The organism is Ornithinibacillus scapharcae TW25 (assembly GCF_000190475.1).
Lineage (GTDB): Bacteria > Bacillota > Bacilli > Bacillales > Amphibacillaceae > Ornithinibacillus > Ornithinibacillus scapharcae.
Genome location: NZ_AEWH01000035.1, coordinates 13,672 through 34,545, shown reverse-complemented (window position 1 = coordinate 34,545; position 20,874 = coordinate 13,672). Strand labels below are relative to the sequence as shown.

Genomic DNA, 20,874 nt, shown 5'->3' with positions numbered 1-20,874 from the left:
ATAAAGGTTTTAACAGGAAGGAGAAGAATACATGGCAAGAGAGTTCTCCTTGGAAAAGACGCGCAATATTGGTATTATGGCACACATCGATGCAGGTAAAACCACTACAACTGAGCGTATTCTTTTCTATACAGGACGCATTCACAAAATTGGTGAAACACATGAAGGTGCTTCCCAAATGGACTGGATGGAACAAGAGCAAGAGCGCGGAATCACAATCACTTCCGCTGCAACAACTGCTCAATGGAAAAACCACCGTATCAATATTATTGATACACCAGGACACGTAGACTTCACTGTAGAAGTTGAACGTTCACTACGTGTGCTTGACGGTGCGGTAACAGTTCTTGATGCACAATCTGGTGTTGAGCCTCAAACTGAAACTGTATGGCGCCAAGCAACAACATACGGTGTTCCTCGTATCGTGTTCATCAATAAGATGGATAAAACAGGTGCAGACTTCTTGTATTCTGTTGGTACATTAAAGGAACGTCTTGGGGCAAATGCACACCCTGTGCAATTCCCAATCGGTGCTGAAGATCAATTCAATGGAATTATTGACCTAATCAACATGGAAGCTCACTTCTATTTAGATGATTTAGGCACACGCGATGAAGCGAAAGAAATTCCGGCTGAATACAAAGATAAAGCAGAAGAGTTACGTGCTAGCCTAATTGAGGCAGTGTCAGAACTTGACGAAGAGCTAATGATGAAGTACTTAGAAGGAGAAGAAATCTCTAACGAAGAACTTAAAAAGGCAATTCGTAAAGCTACTTTATCAGTAGAATTTTACCCAGTATTCTGTGGTTCGGCATTCAAAAACAAAGGTGTACAGTTAATGCTAGATGGTGTTATCGACTATCTTCCTGCACCGACTGATGTTCCAGATATTGAAGGAACACTTCCTGATTCAGATGAAAAAGTAACTCGTAAATCTTCTGATGACGAACCATTTGCAGCTCTAGCGTTTAAAGTTATGACGGATCCGTTTGTAGGTAAACTTACATTCTTCCGTGTATATTCTGGAACGCTAGATTCTGGATCTTATGTCCGTAACTCTGTTAAAGATAAACGCGAACGTGTAGGTCGTATCCTGCAAATGCACGCAAACTCTCGTGAAGAAATTCCAACAGTTTATGCTGGTGAGATTGCTGCTGCAGTTGGATTGAAAGATACTACAACTGGTGATACTCTATGTGACGAAAAGAATCTTGTAATTCTTGAATCTATGGAATTCCCAGAACCGGTTATCTCAGTTGCTATTGAGCCTAAAACTAAAGGTGACCAAGATAAAATGGGTATTGCCCTTGGTAAACTTGCTGAGGAAGATCCAACATTTAGAACTGAAACAAACCCTGAGACTGGTCAAACAATCATCTCTGGTATGGGTGAACTTCACCTAGACATCATTGTTGACCGTATGAAACGTGAATTCAAAGTAGAAGCTAACGTGGGTGCTCCACAGGTTGCATACCGTGAAACATTCCGTGCAGCTGCTGAAGTTGAAGGTAAATTCGTACGTCAGTCAGGTGGACGTGGACAATTCGGTCACGTTTGGATCAAGTTCGAACCAAATGAAGAAGGCGCTGGCTTTGAATTTGAAAACAAAATTGTTGGTGGTGTAGTTCCTCGTGAATACATCCCTGCTGTAGAACAAGGTGTTAAAGAAGCAATGGAAAATGGTGTATTAGCTGGATATCCACTAATCGACATTAAAGCTTCTCTATTCGATGGTAGCTACCATGATGTTGACTCAAACGAAATGGCGTTTAAAGTTGCGGCATCTATGGCACTGAAAGCTGCTAAGAACAAATGTAACCCAGTTCTACTTGAACCAATGATGAAAGTAGAAGTTGTTATGCCTGAAGAATACATGGGTGACATCATCGGTGATATTACTTCTCGTCGTGGACGTATGGAAGGTATGGAGGCACGCGGACAATTACAAGTTGTTAAAGCATTCGTACCACTTGCTGAAATGTTCGGTTATGCAACTGCATTACGTTCAAACACGCAAGGACGCGGACAATACACAATGCACTTTGATCATTATGAAGAAGTACCAAAGAGTATTTCTGAAGAAATTATTAAGAAAAACGCTGGAGAATAATTGATTTTTTCATCATTCTCAAGTATAACTTTTATTGTAGGCTAAGAAATGACCCAAGCAGTTATTTCTTAGCTCCAACATATACTTAAAAACTTTCATTTAATTAAAGGAGGAAATATAAATGGCTAAAGAAAAATTTGACCGTTCCAAACAACACGTTAACGTTGGTACTCTTGGACACGTTGACCATGGTAAAACTACTTTAACTGCTGCTATTACAACTGTAATGGCAAAGAAAAATGGTAAAGGCGACGTTAGAGGTTATGACCAAATCGACAACGCACCAGAAGAAAGAGAACGTGGTATCACAATCTCTACTTCTCACGTTGAGTACGAAACTGATAGCCGTCACTATGCTCACGTAGACTGCCCAGGACACGCTGACTATGTTAAAAACATGATCACAGGTGCAGCACAAATGGACGGAGCTATCTTAGTAGTATCTGCTGCTGATGGCCCAATGCCACAAACTCGTGAACACATCCTATTATCTCGTAACGTTGGGGTACCTGCATTCGTAGTATTCCTTAACAAAGTAGATATGGTTGATGACGAAGAACTACTTGAATTAGTAGAAATGGAAGTTCGTGACCTTCTAAGTGAATATGACTTCCCAGGTGATGATATTCCAGTAATCAAAGGTTCTGCTCTTAAAGCACTTGAAGGTGTTGCTGAGTATGAAGAAAAAATCGTTGAGCTTATGAATGCTGTTGACGAATACATTCCAGCTCCAGAGCGTGACACTGAAAAGCCATTCATGATGCCAATTGAGGACGTATTCTCAATCACAGGTCGTGGTACAGTTGCTACAGGACGTGTTGAGCGTGGTCAAATTAAAGTCGGTGACGAAGTTGAAATCATCGGTCTTCAAGAAGAATCAAGCAAATCTACTGTAACAGGTGTTGAGATGTTCCGTAAGCTTCTTGATTATGCAGAAGCTGGAGATAACATTGGTGCACTATTACGTGGTGTTGCTCGTGAAGATATCAGCCGTGGTCAAGTACTAGCAAAGCCTGGTACTATTACTCCACACACAAACTTCAAAGCAGAAGTTTATGTATTATCTAAAGAAGAAGGTGGACGTCATACTCCATTCTTCTCTAACTACCGCCCACAGTTCTACTTCCGTACAACTGACGTAACTGGAGTAATCAACCTTCCAGAAGGCGTAGAAATGGTAATGCCTGGAGATAACATCGAAATGGATGTTGAGTTAATCTCTCCAATTGCTATTGAAGACGGTACTCGTTTCTCTATCCGTGAGGGTGGACGTACAGTTGGATCTGGCGTAGTATCTTCTATCCAAAAATAATAGTAGTAATCAATAAAGATAGATAGCATAATCATGCTATCTATCTTTTTTTTGTGCCTCAAAATCACCAATGAAATCTTGTTCGTTGAGTTCTAGTAGGTTTACTATGGAGTGGCCAATCTTTCCCAATTAAAAAAATCCATAGAAACCTTGCATTCACACTAGATTGTAAGTATAATACATAGATGTGCAACAAATTAGTTTTCAACTAAAAAAAGGTTGCACTCGACCAGTTTATTCTATATAATAAGAATGTTGGTCGTTTCAGGCGATGATGTGGAAGGTTGTTGGCACACCCGGCCCCTTTGCCATGGGCGGTTGCTAAGAAATTTTCACGGAGTATGTCTATAAGAATATGGGCGAAAAAGGAGGGAAAATAATGGCAAAAGAGAAAATCAGAATCCGTTTAAAAGCATATGATCATCGTATTTTAGATCAGTCTGCTGAAAAAATTGTAGATACTGCGAAGCGTTCTGGAGCAAAAGTTTCAGGTCCGATTCCATTACCTACAGAAAAAGCTGTTTACACAATTTTACGTGCGGTTCATAAATATAAAGACTCACGTGAACAATTCGAAATGCGTACACATAAACGTCTAATCGATATTGTAAACCCAACACCACAAACGGTGGACTCGTTAATGCGTTTAGATTTACCATCTGGCGTTGATATTGAAATTAAACTATAAAATTTTGTTTTTTAATAGGAGGTGTAACGGATGACGAAAGGAATCTTAGGTCGTAAAATTGGCATGACGCAGTTGTTCAACGAAAACGGAGAACTTATTCCTGTAACAGTAGTTCAAGCTGAGCCAAACGTAGTTTTACAAAAGAAAACTCTTGAAAACGACGGATATGAAGCGATTCAAGTCGGTTTCCAAGATCTTAAGGAATCACGTACTAACAAAGCGGAGAAGGGTCATGCTGAAAAAGCAAACACAACTCCTAAGCGCTACGTTCGTGAAATCCGTAATACTAATCTTGATGAGTATGAGGTAGGTCAAGAAATTAGTGTTGAAATTTTCCAAGTTGGAGAAAAAGTAGATGTAACAGGAACTTCTAAAGGTAAAGGTTTCCAAGGTGTAATTAAACGTCACGGACAATCTCGTGGACCTATGTCACACGGTTCTCATTATCACAGAAGCCCAGGTTCTATGGGTGCGGTTGATCCGATGCGTGTATTCCCTGGGAAGAACTTACCAGGTCACATGGGTGCAGAACAAGTAACAATTCAAAACCTTGAAGTAGTAAGTGTTGATGCAGAGCGCAACCTACTATTAATTAAAGGTAATGTACCAGGTGCAAAAAAATCATTCGTAAAAATCACGGGTGCAGTTAAGGCTAACTAATCATATATACGAAGGGAGGATATGTCATGCCTAAAGTAGCACTATTTAAACAAGATGGTTCACAAGCTGGTGAATTCGAATTAAACGAATCCGTATTTGGTATTGAACCAAACACACATGTATTACATGAAGCGGTAGTTATGCAACGCGCATCTATGCGTCAAGGTACTCATGCGGTTAAAAATCGTTCAGAGGTACGCGGCGGTGGTCGTAAACCATGGCGTCAAAAAGGAACAGGACGCGCTCGTCAAGGTTCTATTCGCTCACCACAATGGGTAGGCGGTGGAGTTGTATTTGGTCCTACACCACGTAGCTACAGCTACAAACTACCAAAGAAAGTTCGTCGTTTAGCACTTAAATCTGCGTTATCTTCTAAAGTTAACGAACAAAATCTAATTGTTTTAGAAAACATCGCAATTGATGCTCCTAAAACAAAAGAAGTTGTTAAAATGCTTAGTGCACTAAACGTTGAAAGAAAAGCGTTAATCGTTACTGCTGATACTGATGAAAATGTAATTCGTTCAGCTAACAACATTCAAGGTGTTAAAGTTCTTTCTGTAACTGAAGTTAACGTACTTGATTTGTTATCGCATGACAAGCTGATCTTTACAAAGGATGCAGCTGAAAAAGCAGGGGAGGTGCTTGCATAATGACTGAAGCACGTGATATTATAAAGCGCCCTGTAATCACAGAACACTCTGCTGATCTAATGGCAGACAAGAAATATACTTTTGAAGTTAGCACGAAAGCTAACAAAACACAGATCAAAGATGCTGTTGAAGAAATCTTTGGTGTGAAAGTAGAAAAAGTAAACACAATTAACCTAAAAGGTAAATTCAAGCGTATGGGCCGTTACGGTGGTTTCCGCCCGAATCGCAAGAAAGCTATCGTACAGTTATCTGCTGACAGCAAAGACTTAGACTTCTTTGAAGGCTAAGAGTAAATAAGTGAAGGAGGGAAAACAAGATGGCGATTAAAAAATTCAAACCTACCTCTAATGGTAGACGTAACATGTCTGTATCTGATTTCGCTGAAATCACAACAGACAAACCGGAAAAATCCCTATTAGCACCACTACCAAAACGCGGTGGACGTAATAACCAAGGGAAATTAACCGTTCGTCATCAAGGTGGCGGTCATAAGCGTCAGTATCGTATTATCGACTTCAAACGCGATAAAGATGGTATTCCAGGTAAAGTTGCTACTATCGAATACGATCCGAACCGTTCCGCTAACATTGCATTAATTAACTACGTTGACGGTGAGAAACGTTATATCATCGCACCGAAAGGTCTTCAAGTTGGACAAATGATTGAATCAGGAGTAGAAGCTGATATTAAAGTGGGTAACGCTTTACCATTAGCAAACATTCCTGTAGGTACAGTTGTACACAATATCGAATTAAAACCAGGTAATGGTGGTCAGTTAGCTCGTTCTGCGGGTGCTGAAGCACAAATTCTTGGTCGTGAAGAGAAATACACACTTGTGCGTTTAGCTTCTGGTGAAGTTCGCCTAGTATTATCAACTTGCCGCGCTACTGTTGGTCAAGTAGGTAACTTAGAACATGAACTAATTCGTGTTGGTAAAGCAGGTCGTTCTCGTTGGAAAGGTATCCGCCCAACAGTACGTGGATCTGTAATGAACCCGAATGATCACCCACACGGTGGTGGTGAAGGACGCGCTCCTATCGGACGTAAATCACCAATGTCACCATGGGGCAAACCAACTCTTGGTTACAAAACACGTAAACGTAATAAAGCTTCAGATAAGTATATTGTGCGTAAACGTAAAAAATAATCGTAATCTTGAATGGGTAAAGAATCCCATTTCTGAACTTCGAAAGGAGGTTTATCCATGGGTCGTAGTTTAAAAAAGGGACCTTTTGCAGATGACCATCTATTGAAAAAGATTGATCAATTGAATGAATCTGATAAAAAACAAGTTGTTAAAACTTGGTCACGTCGATCTACTATATTCCCGACATTCATCGGTCATACTATCGCTGTTTATGATGGACGTAAACATGTTCCTGTATACGTTACAGAAGACATGGTTGGACATAAATTAGGTGAATTTGCTCCAACTCGTACGTACAAAGGACACGCTAGTGATGACAAGAAAACAAAACGCTAATGAGAGGAGGCGCTTAAGGTATGCAAGCTAAAGCCGTAGCAAAATCAGTTCGTATTGCTCCTCGTAAAGTGCGATTAGTCGTTGATTTAATTCGAGGAAAAGAAGTTGGCGAAGCAATTGCTATTCTACGCCACACACAACGCGGTGCTTCTCCAGTTGTAGAGAAAGTGTTAAAATCTGCAATCGCAAACGCAGAACACAACTACGAAATGGATACAGACAATCTAGTGATTTCTGAAGCATTCGTAAACGAAGGTGTTACATTGAAACGTTTCCGTCCACGCGCTCAAGGACGTGCAAGCAAGATTAACAAGCGCACTAGCCACATTACAGTGGTTGTAACAGAAAAGAAGGAGGGGTAGTTAGTGGGTCAAAAAGTGAATCCAACAGGTCTTCGCGTTGGTATCATTAAAGACTGGGAGTCTAAATGGTACGCAGGCAAAGATTATGCAGACTTACTACATGAAGATATTAAAATCAGAGAATATCTTGAAAACCGCTTAAAAACTGCAGCTGTTTCCCATGTTGAAATCGAACGTGCTGCTAATCGCGTAAACGTTACGATTCATACTGGTAAACCTGGTATGGTTATTGGTAAAGGCGGTTCTGAAGTAGAAGCTTTACGTAACTCATTAAATAGCCTAACTGGCAAACGCGTACACATTAACATAGTTGAAATTAAGAAAGTTGATGTAAATGCTAAGCTAGTAGCTGAAAATATTGCTCGTCAGTTAGAAAACCGTATTTCATTCCGTCGTGCACAAAAGCAAGCAATCCAACGTGCTATGCGTGGTGGCGCGAAAGGGATCAAAACACAAGTATCTGGTCGTTTAGGTGGCGCAGATATTGCTCGTGCTGAACATTATAGTGAAGGAACAGTTCCACTACACACATTACGTGCTGATATCGATTATGCAACAGCAGAAGCTGATACAACATTCGGTAAACTTGGTGTTAAAGTGTGGATTTATCGTGGTGAAGTCCTTCCAACTAAAACTAAGAAATAAGGAAGGGGGCTTTTCGTATGTTAATGCCTAAACGTGTTAAATATCGCAGACAACATCGTGGTAAAATGAGAGGCCAAGCTAAAGGTGGTACTCAAGTTACTTTCGGTGAATATGGAATTCAAGCTCTTGAAGCGTCTTGGATTACAAGCCGCCAAATCGAAGCTGCTCGTATCGCTATGACTCGTTACATGAAACGTGGCGGTAAAGTATGGATCAAAATCTTCCCAGATAAGCCTTATACAGCTAAGCCTCTAGAAGTCCGCATGGGTTCCGGTAAAGGTGCTCCTGAAGGATGGGTTGCTGTAGTAAAACCTGGTAAGGTAATGTTTGAAATTGCTGGAGTTTCTGAAGAGGTTGCTCGTGAAGCACTACGTCTTGCTTCTCATAAGCTTCCAATCAAAACTAAATTCGTAAAACGTGAAGAAATTGGTGGTGAAATCAATGAAGGCTAATGAAATCAGAGAACTAACCACTGCCGAAATTGAACAAAAAGTTAAATCTTTAAAAGAAGAATTATTTAATTTACGCTTTCAACTTGCAACTGGTCAACTTGAAAACACTGCACGCATCCGTGAAGTAAGAAAAGCCATTGCTCGTATGAAAACTGTCGTACGTCAACGTGAACTTAGCGTAAACAACTGATAATGAGAGGAGGTTAGCCTCAAAATGACTGATCGTAATAATCGTAAAGTATACACTGGCCGCGTAGTTTCTGACAAAATGGATAAGACTATCACTGTTTTAGTTGAAACTTATAAAAATCACAAACTATACGGTAAACGTGTTAAATACTCTAAGAAATTTAAAGCTCATGATGAAAACAATACTGCAAAAACTGGCGATATTGTAAAAATCATGGAAACTCGTCCGCTATCAGCAACTAAACGTTTCCGTCTAGTTGAAGTCGTTGAAGAAGCGGTAATCATATAATAAAGTTCTCTCGGAAGTTATCCGAAAGGAGGTCGCAAGATAATGATTCAACAAGAAACTCGTTTAAAAGTTGCAGATAACTCTGGTGCACGTGAGCTACTAACTATTAAAGTTCTAGGCGGTTCTGGACGCAAAACTGCTAACATTGGTGATGTTATTGTTTGTTCTGTAAAACAAGCAACACCAGGAGGCGTTGTCAAAAAAGGTGACGTTGTTAAAGCAGTAATCGTTCGTACTAAGTCTGGTGTACGTCGTAAAGATGGCTCATATATTCGTTTTGATGAAAATGCTGCAGTAATCATTCGTGACGACAAGAGCCCAAGAGGAACTCGTATCTTCGGTCCTGTTGCACGTGAATTACGTGATGCACAGTTCATGAAAATCGTATCTCTAGCTCCAGAAGTTCTATAAGAAGTGAATTACCTTGTAAGGAGGTGCGTCAAGCATGCATGTAAAAAAAGGTGATAAAGTTATCGTTATTTCCGGTAAAGATCGTGGAAAAACTGGCACAATCTTAGAAGCATATCCGAAAAAGGACCGTGTACTTGTTGAAGGTGTAAATATGATCAAGAAACACGCTAAGCCTTCTCAAGAGAATCCACAAGGTGGAATTCTTAACCAAGAAGCTCCAATTCATGTTTCTAACGTGATGCCAGTAGATCCAAAATCCGGCCAACCAACTCGCGTTGGATATGAAGTACGTGATGGAAAGAAAGTAAGAATCGCTAAACGTTCCGGTGAAGCATTAGATAAATAGTATGTGCTGTGAAAGGAGGGCAACATGGTGAATCAATTAAGACAAAAATACCAAGATGAAATTGTACCATCTTTGATGAATAAATTTAATTACAAGTCTATTATGGAAGTGCCTGGTCTAGAAAAGATCGTTATCAACATGGGTGTTGGTGATGCAGTTCAAAACTCAAAGGCATTAGATAGCGCTGTTGAAGAATTAGCATTAATTTCTGGTCAAAAACCAATGATTACACGTGCTAAAAAATCAATCGCAGGTTTCCGTCTACGTGAAGGAATGCCGATTGGTGCGAAAGTTACTCTTCGTGGTGAGCGCATGTATGAATTCCTTCAAAAGCTAATTATGGTATCTCTACCACGTGTACGTGACTTCCGTGGGATCTCTAAGAAAGCTTTTGATGGCCGTGGTAACTACACTTTAGGTGTTAAAGAACAATTAATTTTCCCAGAAATTAATTACGATAAAGTAAGTAAAGTGCGTGGTATGGATATTGTTATCGTAACAACTTCTAATACTGATGAAGAAGCACGTGAACTTTTAGCTCAGCTTGGCATGCCTTTCCAAAAATAGACATGAGCTAATACAAGGAGGGAAAATTGTGGCTAAAAAATCTATGATTGCGAAACAGAAGCGCCCACAAAAGTATCAAGTACAAGAGTATACTCGTTGTGAACGTTGCGGACGTCCGCACTCTGTAATGCGTAAATTTAAACTTTGCCGTATTTGTTTCCGCGAACTTGCCTATAAAGGTCAAATTCCTGGTGTCAAAAAAGCAAGCTGGTAAACCCCGAATAGGGAAGGAGGTAATTTAGTAATGGTTATGACAGATCCAATCGCAGATATGCTAACTCGTATTCGTAATGCGAACATGGTAAAACATGAAAAGTTAGAACTTCCTGCTTCTAAAATTAAAACTGAAATTGCTGATATTCTAAAACGTGAAGGCTTTGTACGTGATTATGAAGTAATTGAAGATAGCAAACAAGGCGTTCTGCGTATTTTCCTTAAGTACGGTGTTAACGAGGAACGAGTAATTACAGGTATTAAGCGTATTAGTAAGCCAGGATTACGTGTTTATGCTAAAGCTGATGAAGTACCACGTGTACTAAACGGTCTAGGTATTGCAATCGTATCAACATCTAAAGGTGTTCTTTCTGATAAGGAAGCACGCGCTCAAGCTGTTGGCGGCGAAGTAATTGCATATGTTTGGTAATTAATTTTATTGATAGAGGAGGTGCATGGAATGTCTCGTATAGGACTTAAACCAATTGAGATTCCGAGTGGTGTAGAAGTAAAACAAAATGGTAATACAGTTACTGTAAAAGGCCCTAAGGGTGAATTAACTAGAGAATTTAATAGCGATATGAAAATCGTTGTTGATGGTAATGTACTAACAGTTGAACGTCCGAGTGATCAAAAAGAACACCGTTCATTACACGGAACAACTCGTAGCTTACTAGCTAACATGGTTGAAGGTGTTTCAAAAGGTTTTGAAAAACAACTTCAAATCATTGGTGTTGGTTATCGTGCACAAAAGCAAGGTAATAAAGTTGTAGTGAATGCTGGGTATTCTCATCCAGTTGAAATAGATCCAATTGATGGTATTGAAATCGATGTACCAAACAACACTTCTATTACAGTTAGAGGTATTGATAAAGAGAAAGTCGGCGCTGTTGCTGCTAACATTAGAGCGATTAGAAAACCAGAACCTTACAAAGGTAAAGGTATTCGCTACGTTGATGAATATGTACGTCGTAAAGAAGGTAAAACTGCTAAGTAAGGTTAGTTAGGCGAGAAAGGAGTGACCCAGATGATCACAAAACCTGACAAAAATGTTGCACGTAAGAGAAGACATCAGCGTGTTCGTAAAAACTTATTCGGTACTGCTGTTCGTCCTCGTTTAAACGTGTATCGTTCAAATAAACACATTTATGCACAGTTAATTGATGATACTAACGGTGTAACACTTGTTAGTGCATCTACTGTTGAGAAGGATTTAAACTTAGATTCAACTAGCAGTGTTGATGCTGCAACTAAAGTTGGAGAATTGATCGCAAAACGTGCCCAAGATAAAGGTCATAAATCAGTTGTATTTGATCGTGGAGGCTACCTTTATCATGGACGTGTAAAAGCACTTGCAGATGCTGCTCGTGAGGCAGGTCTTGAATTTTAATTGTAAAAGGAGGGACACAGATGAAAACAGTAATCGATCCTAATAAATTAGATCTAGAAGAACGTGTTGTTGCGGTTAACCGCGTTGCAAAAGTAGTTAAAGGTGGACGTCGTTTCCGTTTTGCTGCACTAGTAGTGGTTGGTGATAAGAACGGCCATGTTGGATTTGGTACTGGTAAAGCGCAAGAGGTACCAGATGCAATCCGTAAAGCAGTTGACGACGCGAAGAAAAACTTAATCACTGTACCGATTGTTGGAACTACTATTCCACATGAAATTCATGGAGTATTTGGTTCTGGTAATGTACTAATGAAGCCTGCTTCTGAAGGTACAGGGGTTATCTCTGGTGGTCCAGTACGTGCGGTACTAGAACTTGCTGGAGTTGGTGATATTTTAACTAAATCACTTGGTTCAAATACACCAATCAATATGATTCGCGCTACAATCAATGGTTTAGAAAACCTAAAGCGCGCTGAAGATGTTGCTAAACTTCGAGGAAAATCTGTAGAAGAACTGTTAGGATAAGGAGGGAAATACTATGTCTAAAAAATTAGAAATCACCCTCACACGCAGTGTTATCGGTGCAAAAGAAAAACAAATTAAGACTGTAGAAGCACTAGGATTAAGAAAGATCCGTCAAACCGTAGTACTTGAGGATACTCCAGCTATTCGTGGAATGGTAAACAAAGTATCTCATCTTGTAACGGTTAAAGAAGGTTAATAAACATAAGCGTAAAGAGGAGGTGCTCGTATGAAACTTCATGAATTGAAGCCAGCAGAAGGATCACGTAAAGAGAGAAACCGTGTAGGTCGCGGAACATCATCTGGTAACGGAAAAACATCCGGTCGTGGACATAAAGGTCAAAACGCTCGTTCTGGCGGTGGTGTACGCCCAGGATTTGAAGGTGGACAAATGCCTTTATTCCAACGTCTACCAAAACGTGGATTTACAAACATAAATCGAAAAGAATATGCTATAGTGAACTTAGATGTTTTAAACCGATTTGAAGACGGCACAGAAATTACTCCTGAGCTTTTAATTGAATCAGGTGTCGTGAAGAACGTAAAATCAGGTATTAAAGTACTTGGTAATGGTTCAGTCGAAAACAAATATACCGTTAAAGCTCATAAGTTCTCTGCTTCTGCCAAAGCAGCTATCGAAGAAGCGGGCGGTAAAACAGAGGTGATCTAATGTTCCGTACATTCTCCAATTTTATGCGCGTGGCTGACATTAGACGGAAAATAATTTTTACATTACTTATGTTAATTGTATTCCGTCTAGGCACATTTATTCCAGTGCCATTCACAGACAAATCTGCAATTGACTTCATGAATTCACAAAATGTATTTGGCTTTCTAGATACATTTGGCGGTGGGGCATTACAAAACTTCTCTATCTTTGCGATGGGGATTATGCCTTATATCACTGCTTCAATCATTATGCAATTGCTGCAAATGGATGTTGTACCAAAGTTCACTGAATGGAAAAAACAAGGTGAAATGGGTAGGAAGAAGCTCGCACAGATAACTCGTTATGGAACAGTAGTACTTGCTTTTGTTCAAGCAATTGCAATGTCTATTGGTTTCAACGCGATGGCTGGTGGTATGCTCATTGCTAACCCTGGTCCTGTTAAGTTCCTAGTAATTGCATTAGTATTAACTGCAGGAACAACATTCTTAATGTGGTTAGGTGAACAGATCACTGCAAATGGAGTTGGGAATGGAATTTCGATACTCATTTTTGCAGGTATCGTAGCTGCTATACCGAATGCTGTAGAACAATTATATGTCCAGTACTTTACAAACCCTGGTGATGAGTTGTTTATCAATATAGTTATTGTAGCGATAATTGCTTTAGTTGCTGTTGCGATTACAGTTGGTGTAATCTTTGTCAACCAAGCATTGAGAAAGATTCCGATCCAATATGCGAAGAAACTTGTGAATCGTTCTCCAGTTGGAGGCCATTCCACACATTTACCGTTAAAAGTAAATGCTGCAGGAGTTATCCCAGTTATCTTTGCTATTGCGTTTATCATGGCACCAAGTACGGTTGCAAACTTCTTTGAAGGTAATGTTGCTGCAACAATTACTGAAATATTCGATTATACGAAACCAGTAGGTATGCTTATTTATGTAACGCTAATTATTGCGTTTACGTATTTCTATACATTTGTTCAAGTTAACCCTGAGCAAATGGCAGAAAACTTGCAAAAACAAGGTGGATATATTCCAGGGATTCGTCCTGGTAAGAATACTGAAACATACCTTACACGTGTTATGAATAGATTAACATTTGTAGGTGCTATATTCTTAGCTGCTATCTCTGTATTACCGATTGTTTTCGGTAAGCTTGCAGGACTTCCACAGGCAGTTCAAATCGGCGGCACGAGTTTACTAATCGTTGTAGGTGTAGCAATTCAAACAATGAAGCAATTAGAAGGTCAGTTAGTGAAGCGACACTACAAAGGGTTTATTAAGTAATAAATGCCAATGAAGCGAGGGGAAAGTTTTGAATCTATTGTTAATGGGTCTACCTGGTGCTGGTAAAGGTACACAGGCGGAAAGAATAAGCGAAAAATATAACATCCCTCATATTTCAACAGGAGATATGTTCCGATCTGCAATAAATGAAGGAACTGAACTTGGTAAGAAAGCAAAAAGCTTTATGGACCAAGGTGCACTTGTTCCGGATGAAGTAACAATTGGTATCGTTAAAGAGCGTTTAAGTAAAGATGATTGTGAGAGAGGCTTCTTGTTAGATGGTTTTCCTAGAACGATCGCACAAGCAGAAGCTTTACAAACACTTTTAACTGAAATGAATCAAGCGATTGACCATGTATTACATGTGAAAGTACCAGAAGAAAAATTAGTGGAGCGTTTATCCGGTCGTAGAATTTGTCCAGCATGTGGTAAAGCTTATCATGTGATGTATAATCCTCCAGAAAAAGAGGGTATATGTGATAGAGATGGTCGGGAGTTAATTCAACGTGATGATGACAAACCAGAAACGGTAAAAAATCGTTTGGCGATTAACATCGAACAATCGCAACCGTTACTAGACTTTTATGATGAACGAGGATATCTTGTTACTGTAAATGGTGATCAAGATATTGATAAGGTTTTTCAAGATATTCAATCAATTATTGAAAAATAAGCTATTACTGTAGGCTTGCACGAATAGACAATTCTATTTGTTTCAAACTTAATAAGAGTCGTGAGGTTTAATGCTTTACTATTTCAAACACACTCCGTGTTTGACAATAACCCTCATATAGGTGAACGTTGTTAAGCGAAACTGATTCGATTCCACGAATAGGTCTTGTTTGTCGTAAATTGCAAGGGCATCTATCAAGGCATTATCGATTGTTAACTAAATCGTGAAATCTTGGTAGCATGGGAAAACGTAAATTAAATATGATCGACCAAAGAGATAGAGCGAACATCATATTGATATGGATTATACGTCTCCTAAAAGTCCAAAACAGCCTTCTAGAAACTGGTCGTGTCACAAATGAAAGTGTTAGATTTACGTGTTTGTAAAAACAATATTGTGACTGATTTAAAGAAGGGAGATCAACACGATGGCGAAAGATGATGTAATTGAAGTGGAAGGAACCGTAACTGAGACATTGCCTAACGCAATGTTTAATGTAGAGCTTGAAAACGGCCATACGGTCTTGGCACATGTATCTGGTAAAATCCGTATGCACTTCATCCGTATCTTACCAGGTGATAAAGTAACGGTAGAACTCTCTCCGTACGATTTGACTAGAGGACGAATTACGTACCGTTATAAATAAGCGAGCTCCGATATAAAAGGAGGTAAAGATGATGAAAGTAAGAGCATCTGTAAAGCCAATTTGTGAAAAATGCAAAGTCATTAAACGAAAAGGCAAAGTAATGGTGATTTGTGAAAATCCAAAACACAAGCAAAAACAAGGATAATGAAGGAGGTGCTGGATACTAATGGCACGTATTGGAGGAGTAGACGTACCACGTGATAAACGTGTGGTAATCTCTTTAACATATATATTTGGTATTGGTAAGAAAACTGCACAAGATATTCTTAAAGAAGCAGGAGTTTCTGAAGATACTCGTGTACGTGATCTAACTGAAGATGAGTTAGGACGCATCCGTCAAGCTGTTGATGGTTATACAACTGAAGGTGATCTTCGCCGTGAAGTTTCATTAAACATCAAGCGTCTTATCGAAATTGGCTCATATCGCGGATTAAGACATCGTCGTGGTTTACCGGTTCGCGGACAAAATACGAAGAACAACTCTCGTACTCGTAAAGGTCCACGTCGTACAATCGCTAACAAGAAAAAGTAATGTAAGGAGGTAAGCAAATAGATGGCTCGTAAAACTAATACACGTAAACGTCGTGTGAAAAAGAATGTTGAGACTGGTGTAGCACATATCCGTTCTACTTTCAACAACACTATCGTAACGATCACTGATGTTCAAGGTAATGTTGTTGGTTGGAGTTCTGCTGGTGCACTTGGATTCAAAGGTTCTCGTAAATCAACTCCATTTGCTGCACAAATGGCTGCTGAAACAGCTGCTAAAACTGCAGTTGATAATGGTATGAAAACATTAGAAGTTTCAGTTAAAGGACCAGGTGCTGGTCGTGAAGCTGCTATTCGTTCATTACAAGCAGCTGGACTTGAAGTTACAGCTATTAAAGATGTAACTCCAGTTCCTCATAACGGTTGCCGTCCACCAAAACGTCGTCGTGTATAATTTTTAACGTATAATATTTGTCACCCTGTCTATAATGGGTTATGATGACTAAAAGTATAGGCACATAGAGACAATAATCAGTGGTTTTTTAAGGCATAGAATAGTAAAACGCCTCATGGCGTTGTATTCCTAGCCTTTTTGGACCTTGCTATACAGCATCGCATAGACAAAATAGTACGAAAAAAAGTATACAGGTAGTGCAGAATCGCCAACTGCCTATTTGAGGAATTTCGGTTAGATGGAAATCTAACCGGGGTTTCGACGTTTTAAAGGAGGGTATTATGGAATGATTGAAATAGAAAAGCCAAAGATTGAAACGGTTGAGATTAGTGATGATGCTACATTTGGAAAATTTGTGGTAGAACCGCTCGAACGTGGTTATGGTACAACTCTAGGAAACTCCTTGCGTCGTATCCTACTATCCTCACTTCCAGGTGCTGCTGTAACATCAGTTCAAATTGATGGAGCTTTACATGAGTTTTCAACTATAGATGGCGTAGTTGAGGATGTTACGACAATCATTTTGAATTTGAAAAAGCTAGCCCTTAAAATCTACTCAGATGAACCAAAAACATTAGAAATTGATGTGCAAGGCGAGGGAGTCGTTACCGCTGCTGATCTTACCTATGATAGTGATGTAGAGGTATTGAATCCTGAACTTCCGATTGCAACATTAAATGCAAAAGGAAACTTGCGTATGAAACTTACTGCACAACGTGGTCGCGGTTATGTTCCAGCTGATGCAAACAAACATGAAGATCAACCAATTGGTGTTATTCCAGTTGATTCCATTTTCACACCGGTATCACGTGTTACTTACCAAGTTGAAAATACTCGTGTAGGTCAAAGTGCAAACTACGACAAATTAACCTTAGATGTTTCAACGAATGGAAGTATTCGCCCAGAGGAAGCAATTTCTTTAGGTGCTAAGATCCTATCAGAGCATTTGAATATTTTCGTAGGCTTAACAGACGAAGCACAGAACGTCGAGATTATGGTCGAGAAAGAAGAAGACCAAAAAGAAAAAGTACTGGAAATGACAATTGAAGAACTTGACTTATCTGTAAGGTCATATAATTGTCTGAAACGTGCTGGCATAAATACAGTTCAAGAGCTTTCAAATAAATCTGAAGAAGATATGATGAAAGTACGTAACCTTGGTCGTAAATCCCTAGAGGAAGTTAAAGTTAAACTTGCTGATTTAGGACTGGGCTTACGTAAAGACGATTAATAATCGGACATCTTTAGAGTTTCAAGAAAGGGAGGGATAGTCCATGGCTAGAAAATTAGGACGTACTACTGACGCAAGACTAGCGCTACTTCGCAACCTTGCTTCTGATTTAATTATTCATGAACGGATTGAAACTACAGAAGCAAAAGCAAAAGAATTACGATCTATCGTAGATAAAATGATTACGTTAGGTAAACGTGGTGATCTACATGCACGTCGTCAAGCAGCTGCATTCTTATACAATAAAGAAGCTAATGAAGAAGATTCTGTTGTTCAAAAGCTATTTAATGATGTGGCTAAACGCTATGAAGACAGACAAGGTGGATATACACGCGTTCTTAAATTAGGCGAACGCCAAGGTGATGGAGCGAAAATGGCAATCATTGAGCTAGTTTAATCAATCCATACGCGTTAAGGGCAGGACTTAATCTCTTCCATGAGGTGAAATCCAAGCCCTTTTTTTGTATAGAGAAAAGGGCTTGGTTCATGTTGGAACTTAATAGATAGTATTTATCCTTTGATCTGATAGAATACCTATATATCAAATGCTGTTTCCTTAACGGCAGATTGGTTAACATATAACGCAATTAATAGTAAAATACATACATATGCAAAACCTAAAGGCGAAGTAGAGATGAGGAGGATATGACAATGAGAGAGAAGTTTATCGAGTTTAGAAATGTATCGTTTCGATATGGAGAAGAGCAGCCTTGGGTACTAGAGAATGTCAGTTTTGAAATATATAAGGATGAATGGGTAGCGATTATTGGGCATAACGGGTCTGGTAAATCTACTATAGCGAAACTTATGAATGGTTTGTTGTACCCTCAGCAGGGTGAAATCATTATTAATGGGATACAGGTAACAGCAGAAACAGTTTGGGATGTCCGGAAACAAGTGGGGATGGTTTTCCAAAATCCTGACAATCAGTTTGTCGGTACCACCGTCCAGGATGATGTTGCATTCGGGATGGAAAATCGCGGTGTCCCACGTGAGGAAATGGTAAGGAGGATTGAAGAGGTTCTAAAGGCAGTACGAATGGAGGACTATCTCCTAACAGAACCACATCGTCTATCTGGAGGTCAGAAACAGCGAATTGCTATTGCGAGCGTTCTGGCGATTAAACCACAAGTTTTAATTTTAGATGAGGCTACCGCAATGTTAGACCCTAGAGGAAGAAAAGAAATTATGCAAACTGTTTCCGAAATACAGGAGAGAAATGAAATCTCTCTTATTACGATAACACATGATCTTCAAGAAGTTGTACAGGCTGAACGAGTCATTGTGATGAACAAAGGTCATGTATGGGATGAAGCAACACCTAGAGAGGTATTTGCGAAAAAGGATGAGTTAAGAGAGATTGGGCTTGATGTACCATTTGTTGCGATATTAGCTGATGAATTGAAACGAAATAATATGAGATTATCAAATGAGCCGTTGAATCATGAGGAATTATTGGAGGAACTATGGACATTACATTCAAAGATGTAAATTATATCTATCAAGCAAACTCACCTTTTGCCCATAAAGCTTTAGAGAAATTATCATTTCATATTCCATCAGGGACATTTGTAGCGGTCGTTGGTCATACAGGGTCTGGTAAATCAACACTTATACAACATCTAAATGGTTTATTAACACCAACATCAGGTGAAGTACAAATAGGAGACTATTATATTACTTCCGAGAAGAAACCAGAGAACTTAAAAGAACTAAGAAGTAAAGTTGGCGTTGTTTTTCAATATCCAGAACACCAACTGTTCGACGAAACGGTTGAAAAAGATATCTCCTTTGGACCTAGAAATTTCGGGGTAGCAGAAGACGAAATTAACGCTAGAATTAAAGAGATAATTCCGGCTGTAGGACTAGATGAAAAACTTCTTGAAAGATCACCGTTTGATTTAAGTGGTGGTCAAATGAGAAGGGTAGCTATCGCTGGAGTGTTAGCAATAAAACCTGAGATACTTGTCTTAGATGAGCCGACAGCAGGGTTGGATCCAAGAGGTCAACGAGAAATTATGGATATGTTTTATGCTCTACATAAAGAGCAAAATTTGACTACTTTCTTAGTGACACACAGTATGGAAGATGCCGTTAGATATGCTGACCATGTCATTATAATGAACAAAGGAACAAAGTATATGGAAGGTACACCCGAAGAAGTGTTTACACAAAAAGAAGCACTCAACCAGGTTCAATTAGATGTACCGGAAATCATCCAATTCCTGAATGCCTTTGAGAGCCGTTTTGGAATATCCTTAGCGTTCAAAAGGCAATCCGTGAGAGATTTAGCCACTCAGATTAAGGAAGCATTTGAGGGGGTTAAATCAGATGAATAGCATGATGATTATTGGACAATATGTCCCAGGAAATTCTTTAGTACATCGTTTAGACCCGAGAATGAAAATAACAATCATATTTTTATTTGTTATTGTTGTCTTTTTTGCGAATAATCTTGCAAGCTACAGCATCTTAACTGCTTTTGCAATTATTACTACGTTCATTACTAGAATCCCTTTACGGTTCATTCTAAAAGGACTAACACCAATATGGTTTTTAATTGTTTTTACGTTTGTTCTGCATTTAATCGTTACAAAAGAAGGTACAGTGTTAGTGGAGATACTAGGATTCAAAATCTATTCAGGTGCTTTGATACAAGGTCTTGCCATTTCTCTACGCTTCTTCTTATTAATCTTGATAACTTCACTATTGACCCTAACCACGACACCCATAGAAATTACGGATGCGATTGAGGATATGTTACATGGCTTGAAAAAGATTAAGTTTCCCGTACATGAACTAGCATTAATGATGTCTATTTCATTACGTTTTATTCCAACTTTGTTGCAGGAAACAGACAAAATATCAAAAGCGCAAGCATCTAGGGGAGTAGACTTTCGTACAGGGCCAATAAAAGAACGCATAAAGGCGATAGTACCACTTTTAGTACCACTCTTTGTCAGTGCATTTAAACGTGCTGAAGAGCTCGCTATGGCCATGGAAGCAAGAGGTTATCAAGGTGGGGAAGGAAGAACTAAACTAAGACAGTTAAAGATTAAGAGTAGTGATTTGATAGTGCTTCTATTCTTTTTAGCTATTGTCGTAGGGTTATTTTTAACTAGAAGTTACTAATG

The 20,874-nt window shown here is 39.2% G+C and carries 34 protein-coding genes; all 34 read left to right on the top strand.

Going from position 1 to position 20,874, the window contains the following annotated elements:
• Positions 1–31: 31 nt before the first annotated feature.
• The 34 genes from fusA (at position 32) to G5W_RS0108125 (ending at position 20,872) form a co-directional block, all read left to right on the top strand.
• The gene (gene fusA / locus G5W_RS0108290; RefSeq protein WP_010095775.1) at positions 32–2,110 is read left to right on the top strand and encodes an elongation factor G; all 2,079 of its coding nucleotides are present in this window, start codon (positions 32–34) and stop codon (positions 2,108–2,110) included.
• A 121-nt stretch (positions 2,111–2,231) separates the two neighbouring features.
• Entirely contained in the window at positions 2,232–3,422 is a 1,191-nt protein-coding gene (gene tuf / locus G5W_RS0108285) for an elongation factor Tu (RefSeq protein ID WP_010095772.1), read from the top strand.
• A 379-nt stretch (positions 3,423–3,801) separates the two neighbouring features.
• The gene (gene rpsJ, locus G5W_RS0108280) at positions 3,802–4,110 is read left to right on the top strand and encodes a 30S ribosomal protein S10 (protein WP_010095771.1); all 309 of its coding nucleotides are present in this window, start codon (positions 3,802–3,804) and stop codon (positions 4,108–4,110) included.
• A gap of 30 nt (positions 4,111–4,140) precedes the next feature.
• Entirely contained in the window at positions 4,141–4,770 is a 630-nt protein-coding gene (gene rplC, locus G5W_RS0108275) for a 50S ribosomal protein L3 (protein ID WP_010095770.1), read from the top strand.
• A gap of 26 nt (positions 4,771–4,796) precedes the next feature.
• Entirely contained in the window at positions 4,797–5,420 is a 624-nt protein-coding gene (gene rplD, locus G5W_RS0108270; RefSeq protein ID WP_010095769.1) for a 50S ribosomal protein L4, read from the top strand.
• Complete coding sequence (rplW, locus tag G5W_RS0108265; protein ID WP_010095768.1) at positions 5,420–5,707, top strand: 50S ribosomal protein L23; 288 nt, start codon at positions 5,420–5,422, stop codon at positions 5,705–5,707. The genes rplD and rplW overlap by 1 nt, the downstream gene beginning before the upstream one ends.
• 29 nt (positions 5,708–5,736) lie before the next feature.
• The gene (rplB, locus tag G5W_RS0108260; RefSeq protein WP_010095766.1) at positions 5,737–6,567 is read left to right on the top strand and encodes a 50S ribosomal protein L2; all 831 of its coding nucleotides are present in this window, start codon (positions 5,737–5,739) and stop codon (positions 6,565–6,567) included.
• Positions 6,568–6,624: 57 nt separating this feature from the next.
• Positions 6,625–6,903 carry a 30S ribosomal protein S19 gene (rpsS, locus tag G5W_RS0108255; RefSeq protein ID WP_010095765.1) on the top strand — a complete coding sequence of 93 codons (279 nt, stop codon included), beginning with the start codon at positions 6,625–6,627 and terminating at the stop codon, positions 6,901–6,903.
• A 20-nt stretch (positions 6,904–6,923) separates the two neighbouring features.
• Positions 6,924–7,265, top strand: coding sequence for a 50S ribosomal protein L22 (gene rplV, locus G5W_RS0108250; protein ID WP_010095764.1), 342 nt, complete (start codon positions 6,924–6,926; stop codon positions 7,263–7,265).
• A gap of 3 nt (positions 7,266–7,268) precedes the next feature.
• Positions 7,269–7,910 carry a 30S ribosomal protein S3 gene (gene rpsC, locus G5W_RS0108245; protein WP_010095763.1) on the top strand — a complete coding sequence of 214 codons (642 nt, stop codon included), beginning with the start codon at positions 7,269–7,271 and terminating at the stop codon, positions 7,908–7,910.
• Between the two features lie 17 nt (positions 7,911–7,927).
• Positions 7,928–8,362, top strand: a complete 435-nt coding sequence (gene rplP, locus G5W_RS0108240; RefSeq protein ID WP_010095762.1) for a 50S ribosomal protein L16 — start codon at positions 7,928–7,930, stop codon at positions 8,360–8,362.
• Complete coding sequence (rpmC, locus tag G5W_RS0108235; RefSeq protein ID WP_010095760.1) at positions 8,352–8,552, top strand: 50S ribosomal protein L29; 201 nt, start codon at positions 8,352–8,354, stop codon at positions 8,550–8,552. The genes rplP and rpmC overlap by 11 nt, the downstream gene beginning before the upstream one ends.
• A gap of 24 nt (positions 8,553–8,576) precedes the next feature.
• The gene (gene rpsQ / locus G5W_RS0108230; protein ID WP_010095758.1) at positions 8,577–8,840 is read left to right on the top strand and encodes a 30S ribosomal protein S17; all 264 of its coding nucleotides are present in this window, start codon (positions 8,577–8,579) and stop codon (positions 8,838–8,840) included.
• A 42-nt stretch (positions 8,841–8,882) separates the two neighbouring features.
• Positions 8,883–9,251 (top strand): 50S ribosomal protein L14, encoded by a 369-nt coding sequence (rplN, locus tag G5W_RS0108225; RefSeq protein WP_010095756.1) that lies wholly within the window; start codon positions 8,883–8,885, stop codon positions 9,249–9,251.
• 34 nt (positions 9,252–9,285) lie between these two features.
• A complete protein-coding gene (gene rplX / locus G5W_RS0108220) occupies positions 9,286–9,597 on the top strand; it encodes a 50S ribosomal protein L24 (RefSeq protein WP_010095755.1) in 312 nt (103 codons plus the stop codon).
• A gap of 27 nt (positions 9,598–9,624) precedes the next feature.
• Entirely contained in the window at positions 9,625–10,164 is a 540-nt protein-coding gene (gene rplE / locus G5W_RS0108215) for a 50S ribosomal protein L5 (protein ID WP_029191063.1), read from the top strand.
• A gap of 28 nt (positions 10,165–10,192) precedes the next feature.
• Positions 10,193–10,378, top strand: a complete 186-nt coding sequence (locus tag G5W_RS0108210) for a type Z 30S ribosomal protein S14 (RefSeq protein ID WP_010095753.1) — start codon at positions 10,193–10,195, stop codon at positions 10,376–10,378.
• 30 nt (positions 10,379–10,408) lie between these two features.
• A complete protein-coding gene (gene rpsH / locus G5W_RS0108205; RefSeq protein ID WP_010095751.1) occupies positions 10,409–10,807 on the top strand; it encodes a 30S ribosomal protein S8 in 399 nt (132 codons plus the stop codon).
• A 30-nt stretch (positions 10,808–10,837) separates the two neighbouring features.
• On the top strand, positions 10,838–11,374 hold the full coding sequence (rplF, locus tag G5W_RS0108200; protein ID WP_010095749.1) for a 50S ribosomal protein L6: 537 nt from the start codon (positions 10,838–10,840) through the stop codon (positions 11,372–11,374).
• 30 nt (positions 11,375–11,404) lie between these two features.
• The gene (rplR, locus tag G5W_RS0108195) at positions 11,405–11,767 is read left to right on the top strand and encodes a 50S ribosomal protein L18 (protein WP_010095747.1); all 363 of its coding nucleotides are present in this window, start codon (positions 11,405–11,407) and stop codon (positions 11,765–11,767) included.
• 20 nt (positions 11,768–11,787) lie between these two features.
• Positions 11,788–12,291 (top strand): 30S ribosomal protein S5, encoded by a 504-nt coding sequence (gene rpsE, locus G5W_RS0108190; protein ID WP_010095745.1) that lies wholly within the window; start codon positions 11,788–11,790, stop codon positions 12,289–12,291.
• 13 nt (positions 12,292–12,304) lie between these two features.
• Positions 12,305–12,487: a 50S ribosomal protein L30 gene (gene rpmD, locus G5W_RS0108185; protein WP_010095743.1), complete on the top strand. Its 183-nt coding sequence runs from the start codon at positions 12,305–12,307 to the stop codon at positions 12,485–12,487.
• Between the two features lie 30 nt (positions 12,488–12,517).
• Positions 12,518–12,958: a 50S ribosomal protein L15 gene (gene rplO, locus G5W_RS0108180; protein ID WP_010095741.1), complete on the top strand. Its 441-nt coding sequence runs from the start codon at positions 12,518–12,520 to the stop codon at positions 12,956–12,958.
• On the top strand, positions 12,958–14,247 hold the full coding sequence (gene secY, locus G5W_RS0108175; protein ID WP_010095739.1) for a preprotein translocase subunit SecY: 1,290 nt from the start codon (positions 12,958–12,960) through the stop codon (positions 14,245–14,247). Before rplO ends, secY begins: the two co-directional genes overlap by 1 nt.
• 28 nt (positions 14,248–14,275) lie before the next feature.
• Positions 14,276–14,920, top strand: a complete 645-nt coding sequence (locus G5W_RS0108170) for an adenylate kinase (RefSeq protein WP_010095737.1) — start codon at positions 14,276–14,278, stop codon at positions 14,918–14,920.
• A 427-nt stretch (positions 14,921–15,347) separates the two neighbouring features.
• Positions 15,348–15,566 carry a translation initiation factor IF-1 gene (infA, locus tag G5W_RS0108165; RefSeq protein ID WP_010095735.1) on the top strand — a complete coding sequence of 73 codons (219 nt, stop codon included), beginning with the start codon at positions 15,348–15,350 and terminating at the stop codon, positions 15,564–15,566.
• 31 nt (positions 15,567–15,597) lie between these two features.
• Positions 15,598–15,711, top strand: a complete 114-nt coding sequence (gene rpmJ / locus G5W_RS0108160) for a 50S ribosomal protein L36 (RefSeq protein WP_010095733.1) — start codon at positions 15,598–15,600, stop codon at positions 15,709–15,711.
• 21 nt (positions 15,712–15,732) lie between these two features.
• Positions 15,733–16,098, top strand: coding sequence for a 30S ribosomal protein S13 (rpsM, locus tag G5W_RS0108155; RefSeq protein ID WP_010095727.1), 366 nt, complete (start codon positions 15,733–15,735; stop codon positions 16,096–16,098).
• 21 nt (positions 16,099–16,119) lie between these two features.
• Positions 16,120–16,509, top strand: coding sequence for a 30S ribosomal protein S11 (gene rpsK, locus G5W_RS0108150; RefSeq protein WP_010095726.1), 390 nt, complete (start codon positions 16,120–16,122; stop codon positions 16,507–16,509).
• Between the two features lie 286 nt (positions 16,510–16,795).
• Positions 16,796–17,740, top strand: a complete 945-nt coding sequence (locus tag G5W_RS0108145; protein WP_010095725.1) for a DNA-directed RNA polymerase subunit alpha — start codon at positions 16,796–16,798, stop codon at positions 17,738–17,740.
• Positions 17,741–17,783: 43 nt separating this feature from the next.
• Complete coding sequence (gene rplQ, locus G5W_RS0108140) at positions 17,784–18,137, top strand: 50S ribosomal protein L17 (RefSeq protein WP_010095724.1); 354 nt, start codon at positions 17,784–17,786, stop codon at positions 18,135–18,137.
• A 254-nt stretch (positions 18,138–18,391) separates the two neighbouring features.
• On the top strand, positions 18,392–19,231 hold the full coding sequence (locus G5W_RS0108135) for an energy-coupling factor ABC transporter ATP-binding protein (protein WP_010095722.1): 840 nt from the start codon (positions 18,392–18,394) through the stop codon (positions 19,229–19,231).
• Positions 19,207–20,079: an energy-coupling factor ABC transporter ATP-binding protein gene (locus tag G5W_RS0108130; protein WP_010095721.1), complete on the top strand. Its 873-nt coding sequence runs from the start codon at positions 19,207–19,209 to the stop codon at positions 20,077–20,079. The genes G5W_RS0108135 and G5W_RS0108130 overlap by 25 nt, the downstream gene beginning before the upstream one ends.
• Complete coding sequence (locus G5W_RS0108125) at positions 20,072–20,872, top strand: energy-coupling factor transporter transmembrane component T family protein (protein ID WP_010095720.1); 801 nt, start codon at positions 20,072–20,074, stop codon at positions 20,870–20,872. Before G5W_RS0108130 ends, G5W_RS0108125 begins: the two co-directional genes overlap by 8 nt.
• The last annotated feature ends 2 nt before the right edge of the window (positions 20,873–20,874 follow it).